The sequence below is a fragment of the Natrinema amylolyticum genome (assembly GCF_020515625.1).
In the GTDB taxonomy this organism is placed as follows: domain Archaea; phylum Halobacteriota; class Halobacteria; order Halobacteriales; family Natrialbaceae; genus Natrinema; species Natrinema amylolyticum.
On the sequence record NZ_JAIWPJ010000002.1, the window covers coordinates 879,534 to 903,873 of the forward strand.

General features: G+C 64.4%; 21 protein-coding genes and 1 tRNA gene. 10 read left to right on the plus strand and 12 right to left on the minus strand.

Annotated elements, in window-relative coordinates; all coding sequences use genetic code 11:
• Positions 1-12 precede the first annotated feature (12 nt).
• Positions 13-1,254 carry an acyl-CoA dehydrogenase family protein gene (locus LDH66_RS14575; protein ID WP_226481796.1) on the plus strand — a complete coding sequence of 414 codons (1,242 nt, stop codon included), beginning with the start codon at positions 13-15 and terminating at the stop codon, positions 1,252-1,254.
• A gap of 275 nt (positions 1,255-1,529) precedes the next feature.
• Here LDH66_RS14575 and LDH66_RS14580 read toward each other — a convergent pair.
• Positions 1,530-1,602 (minus strand) — tRNA-Arg (locus LDH66_RS14580).
• A 15-nt stretch (positions 1,603-1,617) separates the two neighbouring features.
• Complete coding sequence (tatA, locus tag LDH66_RS14585; protein WP_226481797.1) at positions 1,618-1,932, minus strand: twin-arginine translocase TatA/TatE family subunit; 315 nt, start codon at positions 1,930-1,932, stop codon at positions 1,618-1,620.
• 285 nt (positions 1,933-2,217) lie between these two features.
• On the opposite strand from tatA, the gene LDH66_RS14590 reads away from it, so the two are divergent.
• Together LDH66_RS14590 and LDH66_RS14595 are read left to right on the plus strand one after the other, a co-directional pair.
• Positions 2,218-2,697, plus strand: coding sequence for a redoxin domain-containing protein (locus LDH66_RS14590; RefSeq protein ID WP_226481798.1), 480 nt, complete (start codon positions 2,218-2,220; stop codon positions 2,695-2,697).
• Positions 2,698-2,763: 66 nt separating this feature from the next.
• On the plus strand, positions 2,764-3,579 hold the full coding sequence (locus tag LDH66_RS14595; protein ID WP_226481799.1) for an HD domain-containing protein: 816 nt from the start codon (positions 2,764-2,766) through the stop codon (positions 3,577-3,579).
• 192 nt (positions 3,580-3,771) lie between these two features.
• Here the strand turns inward: LDH66_RS14595 and LDH66_RS14600 are convergent, their stop codons facing one another.
• Entirely contained in the window at positions 3,772-3,996 is a 225-nt protein-coding gene (locus LDH66_RS14600; protein ID WP_226481800.1) for a helix-turn-helix domain-containing protein, read from the minus strand.
• A gap of 268 nt (positions 3,997-4,264) precedes the next feature.
• Here LDH66_RS14600 and LDH66_RS14605 point away from each other — a divergent pair, with 268 nt between their 5' ends.
• Positions 4,265-4,459: a XapX domain-containing protein gene (locus LDH66_RS14605; RefSeq protein ID WP_226481801.1), complete on the plus strand. Its 195-nt coding sequence runs from the start codon at positions 4,265-4,267 to the stop codon at positions 4,457-4,459.
• A gap of 109 nt (positions 4,460-4,568) precedes the next feature.
• On the opposite strand, the gene LDH66_RS14610 is transcribed toward LDH66_RS14605, so the two are convergent.
• From LDH66_RS14610 to LDH66_RS14630, 5 genes are all read right to left on the minus strand, one after another.
• The gene (locus tag LDH66_RS14610; protein WP_226481802.1) at positions 4,569-6,407 is read right to left on the minus strand and encodes an FAD-binding protein; all 1,839 of its coding nucleotides are present in this window, start codon (positions 6,405-6,407) and stop codon (positions 4,569-4,571) included.
• 2 nt (positions 6,408-6,409) lie between these two features.
• Positions 6,410-7,282, minus strand: coding sequence for a succinate dehydrogenase/fumarate reductase iron-sulfur subunit (locus LDH66_RS14615; protein ID WP_226481803.1), 873 nt, complete (start codon positions 7,280-7,282; stop codon positions 6,410-6,412).
• Between the two features lies 1 nt (position 7,283).
• The gene (locus LDH66_RS14620; RefSeq protein ID WP_226481804.1) at positions 7,284-7,649 is read right to left on the minus strand and encodes a succinate dehydrogenase hydrophobic membrane anchor subunit; all 366 of its coding nucleotides are present in this window, start codon (positions 7,647-7,649) and stop codon (positions 7,284-7,286) included.
• The gene (sdhC, locus tag LDH66_RS14625; protein ID WP_226481805.1) at positions 7,649-8,080 is read right to left on the minus strand and encodes a succinate dehydrogenase, cytochrome b556 subunit; all 432 of its coding nucleotides are present in this window, start codon (positions 8,078-8,080) and stop codon (positions 7,649-7,651) included. Before sdhC ends, LDH66_RS14620 begins: the two co-directional genes overlap by 1 nt.
• Before the next feature lie 162 nt (positions 8,081-8,242).
• Positions 8,243-9,337: a succinylglutamate desuccinylase/aspartoacylase family protein gene (locus LDH66_RS14630; RefSeq protein WP_226481806.1), complete on the minus strand. Its 1,095-nt coding sequence runs from the start codon at positions 9,335-9,337 to the stop codon at positions 8,243-8,245.
• Between the two features lie 182 nt (positions 9,338-9,519).
• Between LDH66_RS14630 and LDH66_RS14635 the strand changes: the two genes are divergently transcribed.
• The 5 genes from LDH66_RS14635 (at position 9,520) to katG (ending at position 16,281) form a co-directional block, all read left to right on the plus strand.
• Positions 9,520-10,272 carry a GNAT family N-acetyltransferase gene (locus LDH66_RS14635; RefSeq protein WP_226481807.1) on the plus strand — a complete coding sequence of 251 codons (753 nt, stop codon included), beginning with the start codon at positions 9,520-9,522 and terminating at the stop codon, positions 10,270-10,272.
• A gap of 309 nt (positions 10,273-10,581) precedes the next feature.
• Complete coding sequence (locus tag LDH66_RS14640) at positions 10,582-12,051, plus strand: flippase (protein ID WP_226481808.1); 1,470 nt, start codon at positions 10,582-10,584, stop codon at positions 12,049-12,051.
• A 90-nt stretch (positions 12,052-12,141) separates the two neighbouring features.
• Positions 12,142-13,485, plus strand: coding sequence for a RimK family alpha-L-glutamate ligase (locus LDH66_RS14645; protein ID WP_226481809.1), 1,344 nt, complete (start codon positions 12,142-12,144; stop codon positions 13,483-13,485).
• Positions 13,486-13,592: 107 nt separating this feature from the next.
• The gene (locus tag LDH66_RS14650; RefSeq protein ID WP_226481810.1) at positions 13,593-13,838 is read left to right on the plus strand and encodes a PRC-barrel domain-containing protein; all 246 of its coding nucleotides are present in this window, start codon (positions 13,593-13,595) and stop codon (positions 13,836-13,838) included.
• A gap of 304 nt (positions 13,839-14,142) precedes the next feature.
• Positions 14,143-16,281, plus strand: a complete 2,139-nt coding sequence (katG, locus tag LDH66_RS14655; RefSeq protein ID WP_226481811.1) for a catalase/peroxidase HPI — start codon at positions 14,143-14,145, stop codon at positions 16,279-16,281.
• A gap of 102 nt (positions 16,282-16,383) precedes the next feature.
• On the opposite strand, the gene LDH66_RS14660 is transcribed toward katG, so the two are convergent.
• The 4 genes from LDH66_RS14660 to LDH66_RS14675 form a co-directional block, all read right to left on the minus strand.
• Entirely contained in the window at positions 16,384-17,667 is a 1,284-nt protein-coding gene (locus LDH66_RS14660) for a hypothetical protein (protein ID WP_226481812.1), read from the minus strand.
• A gap of 231 nt (positions 17,668-17,898) precedes the next feature.
• Positions 17,899-18,489 carry a DNA-3-methyladenine glycosylase family protein gene (locus tag LDH66_RS14665; RefSeq protein WP_226481813.1) on the minus strand — a complete coding sequence of 197 codons (591 nt, stop codon included), beginning with the start codon at positions 18,487-18,489 and terminating at the stop codon, positions 17,899-17,901.
• A gap of 66 nt (positions 18,490-18,555) precedes the next feature.
• Positions 18,556-20,436, minus strand: a complete 1,881-nt coding sequence (locus LDH66_RS14670; RefSeq protein ID WP_226481814.1) for an L-aspartate oxidase — start codon at positions 20,434-20,436, stop codon at positions 18,556-18,558.
• A gap of 604 nt (positions 20,437-21,040) precedes the next feature.
• On the minus strand, positions 21,041-22,186 hold the full coding sequence (locus tag LDH66_RS14675; protein WP_226481815.1) for an acyl-CoA dehydrogenase family protein: 1,146 nt from the start codon (positions 22,184-22,186) through the stop codon (positions 21,041-21,043).
• 115 nt (positions 22,187-22,301) lie between these two features.
• On the opposite strand from LDH66_RS14675, the gene LDH66_RS14680 reads away from it, so the two are divergent.
• Positions 22,302-24,281: a 3-hydroxyacyl-CoA dehydrogenase/enoyl-CoA hydratase family protein gene (locus LDH66_RS14680; RefSeq protein ID WP_226481816.1), complete on the plus strand. Its 1,980-nt coding sequence runs from the start codon at positions 22,302-22,304 to the stop codon at positions 24,279-24,281.
• Positions 24,282-24,340 lie beyond the last annotated feature (59 nt).

Genomic DNA, 24,340 nt, shown 5'->3' on the forward strand with positions numbered 1-24,340 from the left:
AGTACACCCGCTATGCGCTACGATGACAGTGAACGGGCGCGCGAGGTTGCCGAGCGCGCCAACGCCTTGATGGAGGAAGTCGTCCTGCCGATCGAACGCGAGCGAGCCGGCGGGATGGCCGTCTCGAGCGGTACCATTACAGAGCTGCGGGAGGCGGCCCGGGAATACGACGTCTACGCTCCGCAGATCCCCGAGGAGTACGGCGGGATGGGACTTTCCTTCCGCGATTCACTTCCCGCGTTCGAGGAGGCGGGCCGTAGCCTCCTCGGGCAGGTCGCGATGCGCGTCGACGCGCCCGACGAGGGGAACATGCACCTGCTCGAACTGGCCGGCGACGACCTGCAAAAGGAGACCTACCTCGAGCCGCTCGTTCAGGGAGAGATCAAGTCCGGTTTCTCGATGACCGAGCCGATGCAGGGGGCCGGCTCGGATCCGAAGATGATCCAGACCACGGCGGAACGGGACGGCGACGAGTGGGTCATCGACGGCCACAAGTGGTGGACGACGCAGGGCGTCGAGGCGGACGTGCTGATCGTCCTCGCCCGAACCGATCCGGAGGCCCATCCCTACGAGGGCTGTTCGCTCTTCCTCGTTCCCGCCGACGCCGACGGCGTCGAGGTCATCCGCGACGTCCCCCATATGGGCGGCGGAAATCGCGGTGCCTCTCACGCCGAAATCCGGTACGAGAACGTCCGCGTCCCCGAGGAACACCTGCTCGGTGAACTGAACGAGGGCTTTACCCACGCCCAGGAGCGGCTCGGCCCCGCGCGCCTGACTCACTGCATGCGCTACTCCGGAATGGCCCAGCGCTCGCTCGACATCGCGAAGGCCTACATCAGCGAGCGCGAGGGGTTCGACTCCACCCTCTCGGACAAGCAGTCGCTCCGCCATCGGATCGCCGACGCCGAGACGAGACTCCACATGGCCCGCACCGGCATCCGCGACGCAGCAGACCGGATTGCCGCCGGCGACGAGGCCCGCGTCCCCGTCTCGATGTGCAAGGTGTTCACCGCCAACGTCACGCAGGACGCGATCGATCTGGCCGTCCAGTGTTGCGGTGCCAACGGCATCGGGAAGGACCTCCCGCTGTCGGACTTCTACGAGTCGGTCCGCCAGTTCCGCATCGTCGACGGTGCGGACGAAGTCCACCGCCGCGTCATTGCCCGCGCCGCCTTCGAGGACGTCCCCGAGGAAGAACTCGAGCCGCTGACCCGATTCGGGAACCCGAACCGGGAACGACGCGGCGGCCACTGACGACACGCTCTCGGCACTCGTTTTCTCGCGTCCGTCGGCGTTCCCGATGCGTGTCTCTCGATCGCATGGAACGATCGTCTAGATCCCGACGGGTCGAAATCACTCGAGATGAACCGCTGGTAGCTCCTCGAGCGCGCCGTCGCTTCGGCACCGGTGGGCTTCGAGAAAACGGGCGTGGCGGGATTCGAACCGCCTGAACGTCGCTCACTTCGTTCGCTCGTTCCGTGCTTCGAATCTCCGTGCCCGTTCGCTCGTCGCGTCCGCTCCTCGCAGAACGGGCGTGGCGGGATTCGAACCCACGATCAGAAGGTTAGGAACCTCCTGCCCTGTCCGCTAGGCCACACGCCCCGGCGCAAAAAGAACTTAGTTGGTTTCCGTCTCGGTTCCGGTCTCGGTGCTCGTCTCCTCCTCGGTGGTGACGGGTTCCGTGTCGACGAACTCCTCGTCGTCCTCGAGGTCGCTCTCGCTGACGTTTCCGCTCCCGTCACGCATTTCTTCGAGTTCCGTTTCGACTTTCTCGCGGCCCTTCTGGAACTCGCCCATCGCCTCACCGGTCGACCGTGCCAGTTTCGGAATCTTGTTGGCTCCGAAAAGCAGGATCGCGATGATGAGAATGATCGCGAGTTCGGGCGGCCCCATGCCGCCGGGGATGAACAGCGGTGCGGTTTCGACTACCATCTCTATACGTGGCTTATCCGCTGGCAATTATAACCTTTTTGGACCACTAAGGTAAGCAAGCGGCCGCGACAGTCCGTTTGCGGACGAAATTCGCCCAAAGGGACAGTGTACTGTTTGCTATCCGATGACTACGGCTGATTTTAGTGATCCGACGGGCGTATATCTGACTGCGAACGCGGCCGCGCGGTCGTCGACCCTGACCGTCTCGAGGTGCCTGCGTACGCACGCCGCGCTTCGCTTCCGATAACGAAACTGTCTTTCGGGGTTACACGCAATGATGAGACGATGGTAACAACTGGAGATGCCGCACCCGACTTCACCGCACCGCTCGCAAACGGCGATATCGAGGAGTTCACGCTCTCCGAGCGCCTCGCGGACGAGGCACCGGTCGTCCTCGCGTTCTTCCCCGGTGCCTTCACCGGCGTCTGTACGACCGAAATGTGTACGTTCCAGGACCGCCTCGCCGCGTTCAACGACCTCGACGCCACCGTCTACGGCGTCAGCCGCGACTCGCCGTTTACCCTGAACGAGTTCCGCGAGCAGAACGGCCTCGAGTTCGGCCTCATCAGCGACTACAACAAGGAGATCATCGACGACTACGGGCTGTCGATGGACTTCGCCGACCTGGGCGTCCACGGCGTCGCCAAGCGCTCGGTGTTCGTCATCGACGGCGACGGCGAGATCGCTTACTCGTGGGTCAGCGACGACCCCGGCGTCGAACCCGACTACGACGAGGTCGAGGCCGCGGTCGAAGACCTCTCCTAACTCGCACCGGGACCGCCGATACGCGACCGTCGCAGGGCTTTTTTAGTCCGCAACCGACGTTCAGGTATGAGCGACTCCGCCGCCGACGAGGACTCCCGCCGCGTCTACTCTCCGGACGACGACCACAACTTTCCCGACGAGAAATTAAACGCCGTCCTCGAGTACGTCCAAAACGACGAGGAGATCACGACCTATCTCGAGGCACAGAACGTCAACGCGGTCGACCGGATGCGGTACAACGACCACGGGACGAAACACATCGAAATCGTCCGCAACCGGGCGCTGTGTCTGTACGACCTCCTCAAGGCCGGCGACGTCGACTTCAACGGCGCGCGCCAGCAGAACCTCGACGAGGAGGACGAGTCGGTCATCATCGCGCTCGCGGCGACGCTGCACGACGTCGGCCACGTCGTCCACCGCGACAGCCACGCTTACTACTCGATCCCGCTGGCCGCCGACATCTTAGAGCGGATCCTCCCCGAGTTCTACGACGTCGCCGATACCGTCCGGATGAAAGGCGAGACTCTCCACGCGATCCTCTGTCATCACACCGCCGAAACGCCGCTGACCACCGAAGCCGGCGTCATCCGCGTCGCCGACGCCCTCGACATGGAACGGGGCCGCTCCCGGATCCCCTACGAGTCCGGCGGCCGGGGCATCAACACCCTCTCGAGCCAGGCCATCAGCCGCGTCTCGCTCCAGCGGGGCGACACCACCCCCGTCATGGTCGAGATCGCGATGACCAACGCCGCCGGCGTCTACCAGGTCGACAACCTGCTCAAGGCCAAACTCGAGGACTCCGGACTCGAAGACCAGATCCGGATCGTCGCACTCAACACGAACGAGAACCGCGAGCAGTTAGTGGAACGAATCGAGCTCTAAGAACCGAACTTCTGCTCTGCGGGCCGACTTCGCCGTTTCGTGATGCCACAACTATGCGATTTGTGAGCACGCCGACTGCTCGAGGGACCAGCGGTCCCTCGCCGCTCGGAAGCGCTTGTTCTTCCCTCGAGTCGCGAGTTCCTCGCAGCGCTCGGACCTCGCTCCCGGCCGTTCGAGTCAGCCGATCGCTCCTTAGGCGAGTTCGTACCGTCCGTCCCGCTGCTCGAGGTGACCACGGTCCCGAAGCGTTCCGGTAATCGAGAGGACGGTCCCCTTCGTGACCGCGAGATCGTCACAGAGGTCGTCGGCGGTCGCACCGTCGCTGGCGGCCAGATACAGATACACCAGTTTCGCGCGAGCGGAGTCGAGATCGGTCGGAATCGAGACATCGAGGCCCGTCGCCGCTGTCTGAGTCATACTCGATAGCCTGTATTTCGACGATAATAAATGTCATCTACAACGATCGTCGAAATCATGGAGTCGTCTCGACTCCCTGTCCCGTCGATGTGTGATACGTCGTTCGTTGAATGGCGTTGAAACCGCGTTCTAGGCGCTCGAGAACCCGATTTGACATATAGTCGATCGTCGTATCAGTGTTCCGTGATAGCTGTTGACGGGGGTCCTGCGGCCCGTGAATTCGGACGGACCGCTTTTGTGGGCTCACTCCCGAGTGTTAGGGGACGCAATGTCGACGCAAATCACTATCCTCGCACTGCTGACCGGGTTGCTGACGGGTGCCCTGTTCCGATTTCTCAACGTTCCGATCCCCGCACCGCCGGAACTCCCCGGAATCATGGGCATCGTCGGAATTTACGTCGGCTACAAGGTGATCGAGTATCTCGATATCGGCGTCGATCTCCTCGAGGTACTCGGCGTCTAGCGGCGCGAGCGAACGCGGCGTCGCTTCGAGGGTGAAAATATGAAATGCTTCGACAGCGATCGAACCGGACGGGACGGAGAACGGCGGTCAGAGAAACGCCGGTGTGGCGTCAGTAACTGCGCTCTTTCGGCTCATAGGTCTTGTTCTCGCCCTCGAGAATGACCGGTCGGTAGAAGATCGAGGGCTCGCCCTCGTCCCAGGAGATGAGGGTGTGCTTGAGCCAGTTCTCGTCGTCGCGGATCTGGTTCTCCTGTCGCCAGTGAGCGCCGCGGAACTCGTTGCGCACGAGCGCACCGAGCGCGATCGTTTCGGCGACGTCGATCAGGTTCCGCGTCTCGATGGTCTGCTGGAGGTCAGTGTTGAACGTCCGCGAGGGGTCGTCGACGTAGACGTCCTGGTACTCCTGGCGGCACTCGCGGATGAGCCGCAGCGCCTTCTTGACGCCCTCCTCGGTCCGGAAGACGTTGACGTAGTCGGTCATCGCCTTCTGGAGCTTCGCGCGGATCTCGGCGTGCTGGACGCCGTCCTCTTTGTCCATCAGGCGGTCGACGCGCTGGCGGGCCGTCTCGACGGTCCGCTCGAGGATCCCCTCGGCGTCCGCCGTGACGCCGCCGTCCGCGGCGACGCCGCCGGCCGTGTCGAGTCCCGCTTCGCCGGGCTGGACCGGGAGGTCGGCGTCGGTCTCGTCCTCGACGTCGTCGCCGTAGCCGGTCCGGATCTCGGGCTCGCCCAGATCCTCGCCAGCGGCGTGGCGGCCGGCGCGCTTGCCGAAGACGATCAGTTCCGGCAGGGCGTTCCCGCCGAGTCGGTTGCCGCCGTGGACCGAGACGCAGGCACACTCGCCGGCGGCGTAGAGGCCGTTGACGCAGGTCTGTCCGTTCTCGTCGACCTCGATACCGCCCATGGCGTAGTGCTGGCCGGGCTTGACCGGCATCGGCTCGACGAGCCCGTCGACGCCCTCGAAGTCCTCCGCCAGGTGCAGAATGTTCTCGAGGCGGTCCATGATGCGCTCCTCGCCGAGGTGGCGCATATCGAGGTGGACGTACTCGTCCTCGACGCCGCGGCCTTCCTGGACCTCGGTCAGTTCGGCGCGGGCGACGACGTCACGCGAGGCGAGTTCGCCGGAGTTGTTCGCGTAGCCGTGCTCGAACATGAACCGTTCGCCTTCGCTGTTGTAGAGGATGCCACCTTCTCCGCGGACACCCTCGGAAATGAGGACGCCCGTCGACGGCAGCGACGTGGGGTGGAACTGGATGAACTCCATGTCCTCGAGGGGTGCGCCCGCGCGGTAGGCCATCGCGTGGCCGTCGCCGGTACAGGAGACGGCGTTGGTGGTGTGGTCGAAGGCCTGGCCGGGGCCGCCGGTCGCGAGGACGACGCCCTGATTGGCCTTGAAGCCTTCAATGTTGCCGGACTGGACGTCGTATGCGACGACGCCGTGACACTCGCGGTCGTTAGGGTCGGCCTCGTCGGTCGTCGCGAGGTTCATCACGTACCACTCGTCGTAGACCTGGATGCCCCGTTTGACGACCTGCTCGTACATCGTGTGCAGCAGGTGGTGGCCGGTCTCCGCGCCGGCGTAGGTGGTCCGCGGGTACGAGAGGCCACCGAACGGTCGCTGGGAGACGCGGCCGTCCTCCTCGCGGGAGAAGGGCATTCCCCAGTGTTCCAGATTGATGGTCTCCTCGGGTGAGTTCTTGGCGAGGGTCTCGACCGCCGGCGCGTCGCCGAGGTAGTCCGACCCCTTCATCGTGTCGTAGGCGTGGAGCTCCCAGTCGTCGCCCTCCTGAAGGGCGGCGTTGATGCCACCTTCGGCCGCACCGGTGTGGCTGCGGACCGGGTGGAGCTTCGAGACCATCGCTACGTCCGCCCCTGCTTCGTGCGCTGCGATCGCGGCCCGGAGGCCGGCGCCGCCGGCGCCGACCACGATAACGTCGTGTTCGTACATGTTTACCAGAATTTCAGGTTCTTCTTGACTGCTTCCCGCTTGAGCTCCTGAATGTGCTCGGTGAGCGGAATGTCCTTCGGACACACCTCGGTACAGGAGAACTGGGTCTGGCACCGCCAGACGCCGTGTTCCTGCTCGAGAATGCGGAGTCGGTGCTCCTTGATCTGCTCGTCCTCGCGGTCGTCCATCGCGAACTTGTAGGCCTTGTTGATCGCTGCGGGGCCCAGATACTCGTTGTCGCCGGCCGCGATGTTACACGAGGACATACACGCGCCACACCAGATACACCGCGATGACATCTTGATCTTCTCGCGGTTTTCCGGGCTCTGGCGCTGCTCTTCCAAGTCGTCGGTCGCGGGCGTGTCCTCGTCCTGGAAGTACGGCTCGACCGTATGCATCTGGTCGTAGAAGTGATCCATGTCGACGACCAGGTCCTTGACGACCTCCTGATGGGGCAGCGGCTCGATGCGAACCGGCTGCTCTAAGTCGGAGATCTGGGTCTTACAGCCGAGTCGCTGCTTGCCGTTGACGAAGAACGCGTCGGAGCCACAGACGGCCTGCCGACAGGAGTGTCGGAAGGTCAGCGACGAATCGTACTCGTCGCGGGCGTACATGACCGAGTCGAGGACGGTCATCCCCTTCTCGAAGGGGACGTGGAAGTCGTCGAATCGCGGTTCCTGTTTCCCCTCGACCTCGGGGTCGTACCGGAACACCTTGATGTGAACGGTCTCCCCCTCGAGTTCCGCTCGTTTCTCGGCGTGTTCGTCGACCATGCCGCCGCCTTTCTGCTCTTCGGCCGCCGGCGACTCCGCGCCTTTCATCTCCGGGTCTTCCGGTGCTTCCTGACTCTCGGGTTCGGCTTGTTGCGTGCTCATATTAGATCATTCCTCGCATCGCGAGTGCGACGTAGGTGCCCTGTGCGACGAGTCCGACGCTGGCGAGGACCAGCACTGCCAGCACGACCTTCTTCTGGGTCCCCTCGAGGCCCTGGTTGATCAGCGCGTTGTAGACGCCGTTGACGCCGTGGAACGTGGCGGTGACCAGGAACAGGACCATCGTGAGGAAGTAACCGATGTTCTGCATTCGGGCCTGAGTGCCCATGAAGGTTACCTCGTACGCGTGGTTGACGAAGTGTAAGAGGAAGAAGTGGAAGGCGAGAACGACGACGAGAAACGCCGCCGTGATCCGCTGGAGGAACCAGCCGGTGCCGCCGGGGGTAAAGGAAGAGTACCGTTCGGCCATCAGATGGTCACCTCCGTCAGGAAGGTCGGGACGCTCGCGACGGTGATTGCACCCGTCAACACCAGCGAGGCGTAGAAACTCTTGTCCTGTGCCTCGAGCCCGACGCCGAGGTCGACCATCAGCAGGCGGAGGCCGTTCAGGATGTGGAAGACGGCCACCGCGAGCAGGCCGACCTCGAGTAGCCGGATGAGAAACAGGCCCTCGAGCCCCTGCAGCGTCGCCGTGTAGACGTTGACCGCTTCTCCGTCGACCATCGTCGTTTCGCCCTGTGCGCCACCGATAGAGGTACTCAGCACGGCGATGTGGGTGAACAGGTAGCCGATCAAGACCCACCCGGTGAACTTGTGGAAAATCCACGCCCACATGCCGGCCGAGAACTCCTTCCAGCGACCGAAGTCCTCGATGAGACCGCGATTGTAAGACTGACTCATGCGCTCATGTGGACCGTTTGACCGCGGGGGTATAGAAGTTACTTTTATCTCTCCTTTCTCGTTTTCTATCCGATCCAATAAATACAGAAATAAATCAGTTCCGTCGACGGATCCCCGAATTCGTTCGGGAGTCGGCTCCCGAACGTTCGACTACCGAATCGATCAGTCGTTCTGTCGGAGTTCGGACCGCGAACTCTCCGTCGTTCGCTCGCGCTCGAGGGCGGTGAGCGTGTCCGGCGAGAGCCCGACGAGGTGACAGAGCGGGTTCCCCGGGTAGACCACGGGGTTCTCGAGGACGCCGACGATGAGGCCGGTGAAGGGGGCCTCGACGGTGACGATGTCCTCCTCTTCCTTGAACGGGTTCGTGATTGTACAGATGACCTCGCCCTCCTCGACGAGCGCGCCGCGACCGCGTTTCATGTCGACGATACCGCCCGCGTCGGCGCGGAGCCAGGTCTTCTCGTTGTCGTCGTCGATGATAGTTCGCCACCCGGGCCAGTGGACCGACGACTCCTGATGGAGGCCGAACTCGGCGAGGACGCTCGCGACGCCGGTGAGCGCGCGGTCGATCAGTCGCCGCTGGAACCGGTGGGCCTCGCCCATTTCGACGGTGATCGTCGGAATCCCGGCTTCGGTCGCCTCGCGACGGAGCGTGCCCGAGGGCCCCTCGCCGGCGATGATGACGTTGGAGCTGAACGCCTTGGCGAGTCGAGAGACGCCCGACTGCTCCATGTTCGCGCGAACGTGAAGCATGTTCGTTCGCCCGCGCGTCGACGTGTGGAAGTCGACCCCGAGGTCGCAGGGCTCGATAAAATTCGTATAGATCTGGTGGGCCATCCGCCTGGCGCTGGTCGATCCCTCGCGACCGGGGAACGAGCGGTTCAGGTCCCGATCGTAGATCGGGAGATACCGCTCCTGTGCGAGGAAGCCGGGGACGTTCATGACCGGCAGACAGACCAGCGTCCCGTGGAGCACGGAGTGATCCCAGTCGTGGGCCACCTCCCGGACGACCTCGATCCCGTTGAGTTCGTCGCCGTGGGCCGCCGCGGAGAGAAAGACCGTCGGCCCCGGCTGCTCGCCGTTGATCACCGTGACCGGGATCCTGACCGGATCCCCGAGATACGTTTCGCTGATACCGTAGCGAATGTTCGCCGATTCGCCCGGATCGACTCGGCCGCCGTTGTACGTGAACGCCTCGGTCATCGGTTCGGATCCCGCTGACTGGTCGGGCGGTTCGGTCGCTGCGTCGTCGCTCATATGACGTTCTCCGGCGGCACCACCGTGAATCTTCTCCCTTCGACGTCCCGGCGACCACTCATTGCGCGTGCTCGAGCAGTTCCTGTCCCTTTTCCGGAGAAACGCGGTTTCCCTCGAACAACGGCGATCAGAATCTGGGACCGTGGGCATACGTTTTGTATCTGGCCATGGTATGGGTACACATGGAGATTCGTGACGCTACCCGATCGGACGCCGACGCGATTCGCTCGATCGCCCGCGACTCGCTCGACTCCACGTACACGTCCTTCCTCGAGGCGGAGACGATCGACAATGCGATCGAGCAGTGGTACGGCGACTCGCTTACCGACGAACTCTCGGACGACCGTGCGCTCTTCCTGGTCGTCGAACGCAACGGCGAGATCGTCGGTTTCTCCCAGAGCGAACTGGTCGGCCAGCAGTCGAAGACGGGACGGCTCCTCTGGCTACATGTCCACCCGAACCACCGCGGCGACGCCACGGGCGTGCGACTGCTCGTCCGCACTCGCGAGGAACTCCTCGAGATGGGTGCAGACCAGATCCGCTGTTTCGTCCTCGCGGACAACGAGGGCGGCAACGAGTTCTACCGGAGCCACGGCTTCGAGCAGGCCGGCCAGCGCGAGGTCGAAATCGGCGACGAGACGTTCACCGAGAACGTCTACGTCGAGTGCGATCTCGAGGACGACGGCGAGTGGGGTGCGATCGACGAAGTCGAGGCCGACGGCGAGACGATCTACGTGAGCTACGGCGAGGCCGCCCGCGGGACGCGGTCGCCGTTTTACACGGCCTACAAGAGTCCGGACCGACGCGATCAGTACGCCTGGTTCTGTGGCGCGTGCGATTCGGTCGACAACGCGATGGACGCGATGGGACGGATCGAGTGCAACAGATGCGGTAACCGGCGGAAAGCGACGCGGTGGGACGCCTCGTACCTCTAGGGAACGTCTCCACCGATCCGTTCGACTATCCTATCTGTCCGCGAGACTGAGTACCAGTCTCAGTTATCTGTACGGGTGTATTTCGGCCGTTTGAGTGGCATTACAGGTGCGGTACTGCCGGGTGGCATCGGAATCCCGCCCGCCTCGGAACCGTGTGCCGGGAGTTTCGGTGTCGTCGGCGCTGTCATCGTCGCTTTCGGGCTGTTGTCTCCCCATTACAATTGACTGATCCCTCGAGCCATCGAGTACGTTGGTCGCTCTCGACTTCCGCGTCGGTCGGTCACGAGTGTCTCATCGCCCGTCTCTACTATGAACAGGGAAGACCACATCGTCCACGGCTTCAAGGCAACGCTCGTCGCGCGTGCGATCTACATGCTTTCGAGTGCGCTGTTAATGTTCGTGCTGGCGCGGTACCTGCTCGACCCTGACGGGTACGGCGCGCTGTACTGGGCGATCGGTATCCTGACCATCGTCCAGCTGTTCGCGGATCTCGGGCTCAGCAAGTCCGTCGCACGGTATATTTCGGAGTACCGCGAAACGGATCCGGGCCAGATTCCGCACCTCCTCAGATCGGTGATCACGGCCAAGATCGTCCTGCTGACGGTCGTCGGCTACGTCCTGTTGCTCTTTCACGAGCGGATCGCGACTACACTCGGCGATCCCGGAGCGGCCCCGTTTCTCGCCGCGGGCGTGCTCTATCTCGTCGTCTTCTCCGGGAGCACCTTCGCACAGGTGGCGCTGCAGGGGTTCAATCACCTCGGCTACAGCGCGATCGTCCAGGCGATCAGCGGGGCCGGTCGGTTCGTTTTCTCTGTCGCGTTCGTGCTCGCGGGACTCGGTGCGCTCGGCGCGTTCTTCGGCTACATCGTCGGCTACGCGATCGCCGCCGCCGTCGGAATGGGCATTCTCTACTACGGCTTCTACAGGCGATACGAGACCGCTGAGGAGTACGAAGAGGGGCTCTCGCGCCGACTGTTGGAGTACAGCGTCCCGCTGACGGCGACCCGGAGCGCGAACGTCATCGATAAACAGATCGACATCGTGCTGGTCGGCTTCTTCCTCAACCCCGCCGCGGTCGCGTTCTATACCCTCGCCAAGCAGATCACTGACTTCGTGCTCGCGCCCGCGGAGTCGCTCGGCTTTACCATCTCGCCGAACTTCGGCGAACAGAAGGCGGCCGGCGAACTCGAGGAGGCCAGACGAATCTACCAGACCTCGCTGACCAACATTCTATTGCTCTACATCCCGGCCGCGGTCGGCCTCGCGATCGTCGCGGAGCCGTTCCTGACGATGGTGATCGGGAACGAGTACGCGGACGCGGTCCCCATTCTGCAGGTCCTCGCCGGCTTCGTCGTGTTGCAAGCGATCACGAACCTGACCAGCGACAGCCTGGATTACCTCGGACGTGCTCGAGCGCGCGCCGTCGCGAAGGGCGGGACCGCCGTCGCCAACTTCGGTCTGAACGTCCTGCTGATTCCGACGATCGGGGTCGTCGGTGCCGCGATCGCGACGGTGGCGACCCACTCGGTGTACGTCGCCGTGAACCTCTACATCGTCCACACCGAACTCGGCCTGCACGTCGGACGGCTCGCGCGGACGACGGGACTGATCTGTGCGATCACGGGCGTGATGGCGGTCTCCGTGTTGCTGGTGACGCCGATGGTCTCGAGCCTGGTCATGCTGTTCGGAGCGATCGCGGTGGGTGCGATCACGTGGGGCGCGCTGGCAGTGCTGAGCGGGCTGGTCGATCCGGGGCAGGTGCGGTCGGTCATCGGATGAGCGGTCCGTTCCGGCCGTAGTCCTATCGTTCGTTCAACTGAAACTGAACGAACTGCCAATACTTATCCGACGGCTCAGCGTCTAGGCCGTATGGTCGGTGCCGATCCCGTGACTGTCGGGGTATTGAGTCTTCATACGAGCAAGGAAACCAAGGCGATTCTCAACGCCGTCGAGGATCTCGGACACGATTCCGAGTGGTTGCGAACGGAGAACACGTCTATCAGCGTCGTGGACGGCAGCCCCGTCCTCGAGCCCGATGTCGACGTGATCGCGAACCGAATGCTGCTGTCGAACACCGAACAGCCCGCGGAGGAACTCGGGCTGGTGAACGCGTTTTCGCAGCTGGTTCCGACGCTCAACGGGCCGAGCGCGGTGATGACGGCGATTCACAAGCTCTCGACGGCGACCGCGCTCGCGTCGAACGACGTTCGGACGCCGGACGTGACGCTCGCGCTCAGCGGCGATACGCTCAACGCCGCGCGGGAACGGTACGGCGACGAGGCGGTGTACAAGACGGCGATCGGCACGCACGGCGGCGGGACGTGGAAGGTCGGCCCCGACGATCCGATCAACGCGAAGGTCGGCAACCGCTACGCCTTCCTGCAGGAACTCGTCGATCAGGAGGACGTCCGCCACCGCGACCTGCGCGTCTACGTCGTCGGCGGCGAGGTCATCGCCGCGATGTACCGCTACGCGCCGGACAACGACTGGCGAACCAACGTCGCCCTCGGAGGCTCCGTCGAGGACGCGACCGAGGACCTCCCCGCGGAGGCCAGCGAGATGGCCCAACGCGCGGCCGACGTCGTCGGCCTCGACTACGCCGGCGTCGACCTCGTCGAGGGCGACGAGGGCTGGTTCGTCCTCGAGGTCAACCCGACGGCGGGGTTCAAGGGGCTCTACGAAGCGACGCAGGTGAGCCCAGCGCCTTACATCGCGAAACTGGCGATCGAACGCGCGGGCGGCGAGGTCGATGACGATCGGGTGCGCGACATCTCGAACGTCCTCGACGACTCGCGACCGGCGGCCCAGCCCCCGGAATCGATCACGGCGGACACGGAGCCCGCTATCATCGGCTACACCGAGGAGGTCGTCCTCTCCGGAACGAGCGGGTCGAAGTCGGTCCTCGCGAAGTCCGACACGGGCGCGACGCGGACGAGCATCGATACCGGTCTCGCGGCCGATATCGGTGCCGGCCCGATCAAGTCCATCACCCGCATTCGGTCGGGCAGCAGCAAACAGTCCAAGAGCCGCCCCGTCGTCGACGTCGTCGTCGGCGTCGGCGGCAACCAGCACACCGTCACGGCCAGCGTCGAGGACCGCAGTCACATGGATTACCCCGTCCTGCTCGGCCGGGACATCCTCGAGAACTATCAGGTCGACGTGAGCCGACGGATCGACAGCGAGGCGGCCGATACGCCGGAAGAGGAAGAGTAATCGAATAGGGAAGGAGGACCCTGTGGCGGCTCTCGGAGTCGCGATCCGTCGTCCGGCGTCTCCGCTTCCGGTTACTTTATTGATTTGTTTCGCGAATAGTGACTCGCATGACAACGGTCCTCGCTTCCACGCTCTCCGACACGCCGGTGATGGGCTCCGACGGGACGGAGATCGGCACGGTTCACAACATCACGATGAACGTCGAGACCGGCGAGCTCCGACGATTGCTCGTCACCCCGACGATCAACGATCTTCGCGGGTTCGAGACGAACGACGACGGAAAGATCGTCATCTCGGCCGGCCGCATGAGCGACATCGACGACTACCTGATCGTCGATCTGCCGAGCCGCTGATCGGGCACGTAGTCGACCATTACGGCCGGTTGCCCTCCGTCTCCGTCCGATATCGACCGAGTACGCCGATGCTCGAGATCGATAGCCGTCTCGATTGAACTGGTTTGGCGGATGGGAGCGTATCGCTCGCCGCTCTCAGACGACCGATACCGCACGGTATCGGCTCCCTGCCGTCGTCGAACCTCTCGCGACCCACCATTCTGTTTTCCGCTATCGAAAATATAGTGTCCGAAACCTGAAGCTGAAGTTGTGATCGGTACATATATTATTACCCAATCCGTTTTCCCACTCGTACGAGCTATCTATGAGCGACAACAAACGGAAGCGGAACCACGAGTGGTGGCCGAACCAGTTGAACCTGGACGTTCTCGACCAGAACGCGAGCGACGTCAGTCCGTACGGCGAGGACTTCGATTACGCCGAGGAGTTCCAGAAACTCGACCTCGAAGAGGTAAAGGCGGACCTCAAGGATCTGATGACGTCGTCGCAGGACTGGTGGCCGGCCGACTACGGCCACTACGGACCGCTGTTCATTCGGATGGCCTGGCACAGTGCCGGCACCTACCGCACCGTCGACGGCCGCGGCGGTGCATCCGGCGGGACGCAGCGCTTCGCGCCGCTCAACAGCTGGCCCGACAACGGGAACCTCGACAAGGCGCGCCGGCTGCTCGAGCCGATCAAGCAGAAGTACGGCCGTAAGCTCTCGTGGGCCGACCTGATCGTCCTCGCCGGAAACACCGCCCTCGAGTCGATGGGCATGCAGACGCTCGGCTGGGCCGGCGGACGCGAGGACGAGTTCGAGCCGGACGAAGCCGTCTACTGGGGCCCCGAGAACGAGTGGGAAGCGCCTCAGGACGAGCGCTTCGACGAGAACGACGAACTCGACGAGCCCCTCGGTGCCACCGTGATGGGGCTCATCTACGTGGACCCCGAGGGACCGGACGGCAATCCCGAGCCGCTCGAGTCGGCGGAGCGGATCCGCCAGGCGTTCGGTCGCATGGCGATGAACGACAAGGAGACGGCCGCCCTCATCGCCGGCGGACACACGTTCGGCAAGTCCCACGGCGCCACCGACGACGACATGGGTCCCGAGCCCGAGGCAGCCCCCATCGAGGCGCAGGGTCTCGGCTGGATGGACTCCGGTACGGGCTCCGAGACGACCACCAGCGGCATCGAGGGCGCGTGGAACGCGTGGCCGACCATGTGGGACACCTCCTATCTCGATAACCTGCTCGACTACGAGTGGGAGCTAACGGAGAGCCCCGCCGGCGCGAAGCAGTGGCAGCCGAAAGAGGAGGAGGCGTACGACACCGTGCCGGACGCCCACGATCCGTCGGAGAAGCACGCCCCCATGATGATGACGACGGACGTCGCCCTCAAGCGGGATCCGGAGTTCCAGGAGATCATCGAGAACTTCCGCGACAACCCCCCGGAGTTCCTGGAAGCCTTCGCGAGCGCGTGGTACAAGCTGATCCACCGCGACATGGGCCCACCGGAGCGGTTCCTCGGTCCGGACGTTCCCGAGGAGACGATGCTCTGGCAGGACCCGCTCCCCGACGCTGACTACGACCTGATCGGCGAGGAGGAAGCCGCCGAGCTCGAGGACGAAATCCTCGACTCAGAACTGACCGTCTCCCAGCTGGTCAAGACCGCCTGGGCGGCGGCCTCGACGTACCGCGACAGCGACAAGCGCGGCGGCGCGAACGGCGCTCGCATCCGCCTCGAGCCCCAGCGGAGCTGGGAGGTCAACGAGCCGGCGGAGCTCGAGACCGTGCTCGAGACCTACGAAGCGATTCAGGAGGACTTCAACGGCTCGCGATCCGACGACGTACGGGTCTCGCTCGCCGACCTCATCGTGCTGGGCGGCAACGCGGCCGTCGAGCAGGCCGCGGCGGACGCCGGATACGACGTGGACGTCCCGTTCGAACCGGGACGGACGGACGCCTCGCAGGAACAGACCGACGAGGAGTCGTTCGAGGCGCTCAAACTGAAAGTCGACGGGTTCCGCAACTACTTCGGCGGCGAGTACAACCAGCCGGCCGAGGACCTGCTGGTCGACCACGCCGACCTGCTGGATCTGACGGCCTCGGAGATGACCGTTCTGGTCGGCGGCCTGCGCGCGCTGGACGCGAACTACCAGGGTTCCGACCTCGGCGTCTTCACCGACGAGCCGGAGACGCTGACCAACGACTTCTTCGTGAACCTGCTCGACATGGGCTACGAGTGGGAGCAGGCCTCGGAGGGCGAGGAGATCTACGAACTGCGCGACCGCGAAACGGGTGAGGTCGAGTGGACGGGCTCCCGTGTGGACCTCATCTTCGGTTCGAACTCCCGGCTTCGGGCCATCGCAGAAGTCTACGCGAGCGAGGAGGAGAAGTTCGTACAGGACTTCGTGGACGCGTGGCACAAGGTGATGAGTAACGACCGCTTCGACCTCGAGTGATCGCTCTCGAGGCGCACGACGGACCGTTCGAATCGCGATAGCGACCGATTTCGCTGGGACACCCCTCCCCGATCGGTGATTTTCGCCGACCGGATTCTCTCGTTACTCGCTGCGGATGACGACTTCGTCGTCCGTGATCTCGGTGATCTGTGCCGAATCGACCGGGTAGTCGTCGTCACCGTGGCCACCCCAATCCAGCCGCGCTTTGAGCCGATCCGTCAGCCCGGGTTCGGGGTCGACGTAGGCGGTCTGGCCCTCGACTTCGGCGACCATGCCGATCTGCTGGCCCGACTCGTCGACGACGTCTTTCCCCTGATCGTCCGGCGAAAGTTCGACCGCCGCCGCGTCCATCGGCTCCTCGGTCCTGTCCGTGCCGGCTTCGGTACTCGTCGTCGCTTCGCCGCCGCCAACACCGACGGACTCGCTTTCCATCTCGCCGACTTCCATGGACTCGTACTCCTCGACGTCGATGATATCGCCTTCGAGCACGTCGCTGCGAACCACTTCGGACTCGATCAGTTCGGACTCCTCGAGGACGTAGGTCAACAGCAGTTGCTCGTCCAGCTCTTCCTCGATCAGCCGCCGCTCGATGAGTTCGCTCTGGACGGTAGCGCCCTCGGTGCGCTGGCTCTGGATGACCTCTCGCTCGATCACCTCGTCGGTCGTCACGCTCGAGCGGACGACGTCGCTATCGAGGATCGATCGCTGGACGCTCTCGAGTTCGATGTTCGTCTCGACGACGTCGCTTTCCATCTCCTGATCTTGCTCGATATCGATGTCGACGACCTCGCTCTCGACGACGTAACGTTCGACTTCTTCGATGGTGTCGAGGCGGGTCTGGTCGACGGTCACCTCGATCATGTCGTCGGAGATGAACTCGGTCTCGACGATCGTCCGATCGATCAGTTCGGAGTCGACGATCTCGCGTTCGACCAGGTCCGTGTCGACGACCTCGCTCTCGATGGTGTCCGTCTCGACGACCTCCGTCTCGACGACCTGCGTCTCGACGATCTCCGTCGTCACCGTTTCGCCTTCCTTGAGCGACTCCTCGAGTTCGTCCCGGCCGAGGTCGGCTCGTTCGAAGGCATGTTCGCGCTTGACGATCTCGAAGAAGCCCATCCCCTCGCCGGCCGGTTCCTCCTCGTGATAGACGAACACGAGGTCATCGTCTTCGAACCGCTCCTCGAACTCGTCCCAGGTGTACTCCTCGTGATGCTCGCCCATCTCGTCGCGGCGGGCGAAGGAGTGACCGTGATCCTCGCTGTCCTGGACCCGGACCGGAACGGCGTCGCGGGCCTCGGCCCACTCCCTGATACGCTCGGGATCGGTCGTCATCCGGCGCTGGTCGGGCTCGTTCGTGTCGCTCGGGGATGTATCGTTTGCCATCTCGCCAAGCATTGGGACCGATCTGTACTTCAGTCACCGGGACCATCCCGTCGGGACAGTGTCTCGTTTCTCGAGACCCCTACTCCGGCCGGCATGGGCCGGGGCGTAATCCATCGTTATCGCGTCCGACGGCGACCGTTTCGCGGCCCGGACAGCGTGTAGCACGTGCTTACCGCTCGAGAGAATCGGTTCGTGACCCCGCGCAGTGAGCGAGACGCGTTCCCGACCCCTTCAATCGGACTCGTATTCGGCCCAGATGTACCGCGTCGCGACGCTCCGATACGGTCGCCACGGCTCGGCGATCTCGCGCATCTCCGCGCGGGTCAGATCCTCGCCGTCGGCGTACAGCTCCTCGATTCCGCGGCGAACGGCGAGATCGCCGAGGGGGAGTACGTCCGGTCGCTCGAGGACGAACAGGAGGTACATGCGCGCGGTCCACGCACCGATCCCCGTGATCTCGGTCAACAGGTCGATGACCTCGTCGTCGGAGTACGAGGCCAGTCCCGCTCGCGTGTAGTCGTTTTCCTGAAACGCTCGCGCGGCGTTCCGAACGTACTCGACCTTGCTTCGGGAGAGCCCCGCCTCTCGGAGCGCTGCCTCGTCCGCGGCCAGGACGGTCGCGGGCGTCACGTCTCCCTCGAGGAGATCGAAGACGCGCTCCCGGACGGCCGCCGCGCTCGCCGTCGAGAGCTGTTGGTTGATGATCGAGATACAGAGCCGCTCGTACTCGTTCCAGTCCGGTTCGACGTAGGGATCGTGTCGATCGACGAGCGCCGCCATCACGGGATCGTCGCGGAGGACGGCGTGTGCCTCTTCGTTCATACGGTAGTGTGGATGCGAGAGTAGGGGGCCGAGAACGCATATGCGTCCCGGTCGGAACGGTGTCGCTCACTCGAGGTGATGGTAGTCGAGTTCGTACCCCTCCGCGAGCGCCTCCCGAACCGGCGGACTGGGTTCACCGACGCCGCGGCGGTTGATCGAGAGCCCGTTCTCGTCGGCAGCGTGGACGAGGTTGACCCGCCAATCGGACTCCGTCTCGGGGTAGTCCGTTCGGTAGTGGGCACCGCGGGACTCGGTCCGCTCGAGGGCCGCCCGGAGCATCGCCTCGGCGACGGTGAGGCTCGCCGAGAGGTCCACGGCGTACTCAAAGGATTTCGAGGTGAGTCCGCCGTCGACGCGGAGATCGGCGGTTCGGGCCCGGAGATCCTCGAGTTTCGCGAGCCCCTCCCGGATTCCCGCCTCGTCGCGGAGGATGCCGGCGTGGTCCCACAGCAGATCGCCGAGTTCCTCGAGGAATTCCGTCGGTGTGACGGTTCCATCAGACGCGGCGAGTTCGGTGAGGGCCCGGAACTCCCGTTCGGCCAGCGCTCGCTGGCCGTCGGTGACGGTGGGGTCGTCGTCGCCGTCGGTTACGGCACCCGCGACGTGGTCGCCGACGAGTTTCCCGATCGCGACGGTCTCGGCCAGCGAGTTTCCGCCGAGGCGGTTCGCGCCGTGGACGCCGGCGACCGTTTCGCCGACGGCGTAGAGGCCGTCGACGCCGGTCTCGCCCGTGTGAAAGTCGATGTCGACGCCGCCCATCGTGTAATGGGCCGTCGGCGCGACCACCATCGGTTCCTCGGTGATGTCGACTCCAAGCGACTCGAAGCGTTCGACCATCGACGGCAACCGCTCGCGGACGTATTCGTCATCCCGGTGCGAGATGTCCAAGTAGACGCCGCCGTCGTCGGTACCGCGCCCCTCGCGGACCTCCTGTGCGATGGCTCGCGCGACGACGTCGCGGGCGTCGAGTTCCATCTGGTCGGGCGAGTAGCGCTCCATGAACCGCTCTCCCTCCGCGTTATAGAGCCGGCCGCCTTCGCCACGAACCGCTTCGGTAACGAGGCGGCCGTCCCACTCTTCGCCGTAGCGGTCACCGACCATTCCGGTTGGGTGGAACTGGACGAACTCGAGATCCATGAGTCGGGCCCCCGCCTCGAGCGCCAGCGCCTGTCCATCGCCGTTGTTCTCGTCGTCCCGCGAGGAGTGGCGGTGGTAGAACGCCGAGAACCCGCCCGCCGCGAGCACGACGTGATTCGTTCGGAAGAGCAGCCCCTCCCCGGTCTCCATGTCGAAACCGACTGCACCGTCGACGCGCTCGCCGTCCGAGAGCAAGCGCGTGATCATCACGTTCTCGCGGTAGGGAATCTCGAGGTCGCGAGCGCGACCGATCAGCGTCTCGAGCATGGCCTCGCCGGTCCGGTCGCCGACGAAGCAGGTGCGGCGATAGGACTGCGCGCCGAAGTACCGCTGGTTGATCTCGCCGTCGTCGGTTCGGTCGAAGGGCATTCCCCACTCGGCGAGTTCGCGGATGCGGTCGGGCATCTCCCGCGCCGTCAGTTCGACGGCCTCGGGATCGTTCAGGTGGTGGCCCTCGTTGAACGTGTCCGCCGCGTGGATCGTCCAGTCGTCCTCGGGGTCGAGCGAGCCGAGCGCGGCGTTGACGCCGCCGGCCGCCCACGTCGTGTGAGCGTCGCCGTGGTCGCGTTTGCCGATCACGAGCGGGTCGACGCCCGACTCGGCGAGTTCGATGGCGACGCGAGCGCCCGCCGCGCCCGCCCCGACGACGAGCACCGGTGTCGTCACTACCTCGTACTCGAACCCGCCGCTCGCCTCGGGGTCGCCCTCGGTCTCGATACGGTTCTCGACGCCGGCCGCAGCCCCCGCTCGGCCCGCTCCTCGGTGGTCATCGGCCCGTCGTTCGTGACTATCGTCGGCTGTTTCTGTCATCACTGTAATAGTAGTGCCGACCGGGTTTAGGTCCCACCCCGAACGATGCAGAACTGGCGGTAGAAACGTTCCTAGTGCCATATTGTGACTTTGAATGTCCCCGAGACGGTTCCGACCTCTTCCCGTGGTCGCGGTCCTCGTGCAGTCCTCGATATCTGGGCCGCCGGCAACGCGATCGATGGCCTCGTCTTCTGGTAGCTGTTCTGGCGACAGAGTCTCGAGGCCGTATACATTTCAGCGCACGTGGCCTTCGTCGCGCTGTCGCTGGCGCTCGCGGTCGTTTGACCCGACGGATCAGGGGAAGCTGATGGCCGAGAGCGCGGCTCGAGCGACTGCGAGAGCCGCGCTCTCCAGGGGAGGGCAGGCCGCTGTCTGATTACGACCGCGAGCGAACGGGTGTGCGGCGCGAAGCGCCGCGGACAGGCGAACGGCGTAGCCGTGAGCCAGTGAGCGAGCGGGCCGACAACCGACCCGTAGGGGAGGGAGGAGTGCTTTTCATCGAAGCTAAGCGGGAGCGAAGCTCCCGCGAGGTCCGAGAGAGCAAAGCTCTCTCGAGATTTTGCCGAGGGCCGGCTTCGCCGGCCCGCAGAGCAAAAGTTCGGTTCTAGTCCTCGAGCAGTTCCCGCGCGATCACGTTCTTCTGGATCTCGGTGGTGCCCTCGTAGATCTGGGTGATCTTCGAGTCGCGGTAGAACCGTTCGACGGGGAAGTCGTTGACGTAGCCGGCACCGCCGTGGATCTGGACGGCTTCGTTGGAGACCTCGACGGCGACGCGGGAGGCGTACTCCTTGGCCATCGAGGCGAGTTTGGTGATGTCGTTGCCCTGGTCGACGTTCCAGGCGGCCTTGTAGGTCAGGTTGCGCGCGGCCTCGGTCTCGGTGGCCATCTCCGAGAGCTTGTGCTGGATGGCCTGGAACTCCGAGATGGACTGGCCGAACTGCTCGCGGTCCTGTGCGTAGTCCAGCGCGGCCTCAAGCGCGCCCTTGGCGATCCCGAGTCCCTGCGCGGCGACGCCGGTTCGGGTGGCGTCGAAGAACTGCATCTGCTGGAGGAAGGCGGCGTCTCGGTCGCCGACGAGGTTCTCCTCGGGGACGCGAACGTCGTCGAGGATGAGTTCGGCGGTGTCGGAGGCGCGGATGCCGAGCTTCCCGGTGATCTTGTCGGAACTGAAGCCGTCGCGGTCGGACTCGACGATGATCTGGCTGAAGCCGCCGTAGCGGCTGTCGGCGTCGGGGTCGGTCTTACAGAGGACGACGAAGAAGTCGCCGACGGTCCCGTTGGTGATCCACATCTTGTTGCCGTTGATCACCCACTCGTCGCCGTCCTTCTCGGCGCGGGTCGACACCGAGGAGACGTCCGAGCCGGTGTCCGGCTCCGAAATCGCAGCGCCGGAGATCTTCTCGCCCAGCGCGACGGGCTCCAAGTAGCGCTCCTTCTGGTCTTCGGTCCCGAACTCGCGGATGGCCTCGGTCCCGAACGAACAGGCCATGATCGAGAGCGCGATGCCGGGGTCGTGCGAGAACAGTTCCTCGGCGATGATGGCCGACTCGAGCGTCGAGTAGCCGGCACCGCCGTACTCGATGGGAATCGAGGAGCCGACCAGGCCCATCTCGGCGGCCTCGTCGACGATATCGTGGGGGAACTTCTCTTCGGTGTCGTACTCCTCGGCGTTGGGGACGATCTCGTTTTCAGCGAACCGGCGGACCTCGTCGCGGATCTGCTCTTGTTCGTCACTGAGTCCGAATTCCATGGACGATCGTTACTATCCGAGTGATAAAGAGCTTTGTAACCGGGAGTAAACAGAAATATAGTTTCTACTAAAGGAGAGGGAAACGTTGAAACGGGTCCGAATGGGATTCTGGACCATGGAACTCGAGGATATCAACACCATCACAGTTCTGGGTGCGGGCAACATGGGCCACGGTATCGCGGAGGTCGCCGCGATGGCGGGCTACGACGTGAACATGCGCGATATCAAAGAGGAGTTCGTCCAGAACGGCTACGAGCAGATCGAGTGGTCGCTGGGCAAGCTCGCCGAGAACGATCAGCTCACCGAAGAAGAGGCCGACGCCGCCCTCGATCGGGTGACGCCGCTGGTCGATATGGGGGAGGCCGTCGCCGACACCGATTTCGTCATCGAAGCGGTCCCCGAACAGATGGAGATCAAGAAGGACGTCTACACCGAACTCGAGGAGGCCGCGCCCGATCGCGCGATCTTCGCGACGAACACCTCGAGCCTCTCGATCACGGATCTCGCCGAGTTCACCGACCGGCCCGAGCAGTTCTGTGGGATGCACTTCTTCAATCCGCCGGTGCGGATGCAGCTCGTTGAAGTGATTTCGGGCGCCGAGAGCGCCGAGGAGACCCTCGAGGTGACGGCAGAACTCGCCGAGGACCTCGGCAAGACGCCGGTGAGAGTACACAAGGACTCGCCCGGCTTCATCGTCAACCGCATCCTCGTGCCCCTGATGAACGAGGCCGCGTGGCTCGTCAGCAACGACGAGGCGACCATCGCCGAGGTCGACTCGACGACGAAGTACGACATGGGACTCCCGATGGGCAGCTTCGAACTCGGCGATCAGGTCGGCAACGACGTCAGCTATCACGTCCTCGAGTACATGCACGAGGTGCTGGGCGAGGCCTACGAGCCGGCTCCGCTTCTGGCGGAGAAGGTCGAAAACGAGGAGTTCGGCAAGAAGACGGGCAAGGGGTTCTACGACTACGAAGACGGCGAGGGCGTCCAGATTCCGACCGACCAGCAGTCGGAATTCGTCAAGGAACGGCTCCTCGCGACGATGGCCAACGAGGCCGCGAAGCTGATCGGCGGCGACGTCGCCCCGCCGGAGTCGATCGACGAGGCCGTCAAGCTCGGGGCCGGCTTCCCCGACGGTCCCGTCAAGCTGGTCGACGACTACGGCCTCGAGGCGCTCCGCGAGACGCTCGCGGCGGCCTACGAGGAGACCGGTCACGAGCGGTACGCGCCCGCGGAGTACCTCACGGAACGGGCCGAAGCGGGCGGCTTCTACGAGGCCGAGGCGGACGCGGATGCGGAGGCGACGGACTTCGAGACGATCCGCATCGAGCACCCCGGCGACATGGTCGGCCACATCGTTCTCGACCGACCCCACCGGATGAACACCATCAGTGACGACCTCCTCGAGGAGCTGTCGACGGCGATCGAACACTTGGAGGCCGACGACGAGGTTCGGACGCTCCTCGTCACCGGCGAGGGCGAGAAGGCCTTTTCGGCGGGGGCGGACGTCCAGAGCATGGCCGGCGACGGTGCCGACCCGATCGAGGGCCAGGAGCTCTCGCGGCTGGGACAGTCCACGTTCGGCGAACTCGAGGCCTGCGACATGCCCGTCGTCGCGGGGATCGACGGCTTCTGCCTCGGTGGTGGGATGGAACTCGCTACCTGCGCCGACCTGCGCGTCGCGAGCGAGCGCTCCGAGTTCGGCCAGCCCGAACTCGATCTCGGACTCATTCCCGGCTGGGGCGGTACCCAGCGGCTCAAGCACGTCCTCGGCGAGGGCCGCGCGAAGGAGATCATCCTCACTGCCGAGCGTTACGACGCCGAGACGATGGCCGACTACGGCTTCGTCAACGAACTCGTCGATAACGACGAGCTCGAGGACCGCGCCCTTGAGTTGGCGACCGACCTCGCCGGGGGCCCGCCGATCGCCCAGAAGTTCACCAAGCGCGCGATGCTCGCCGGCCGCGACGACACGGAGGCCGGCCTCGAGTACGAGGCCTCCGCGTTCGGCCACCTAATGGCGACCGACGATCTGATGGAGGGTATTATGGCCTTCATGGGTGACGAAGAACCGGAGTTCGAAGGGAAGTGAGGCGACCGTCGACCGACGAGCGGTGCGAGATCCGACCGAGGGGTGGATCTCGACGCGAA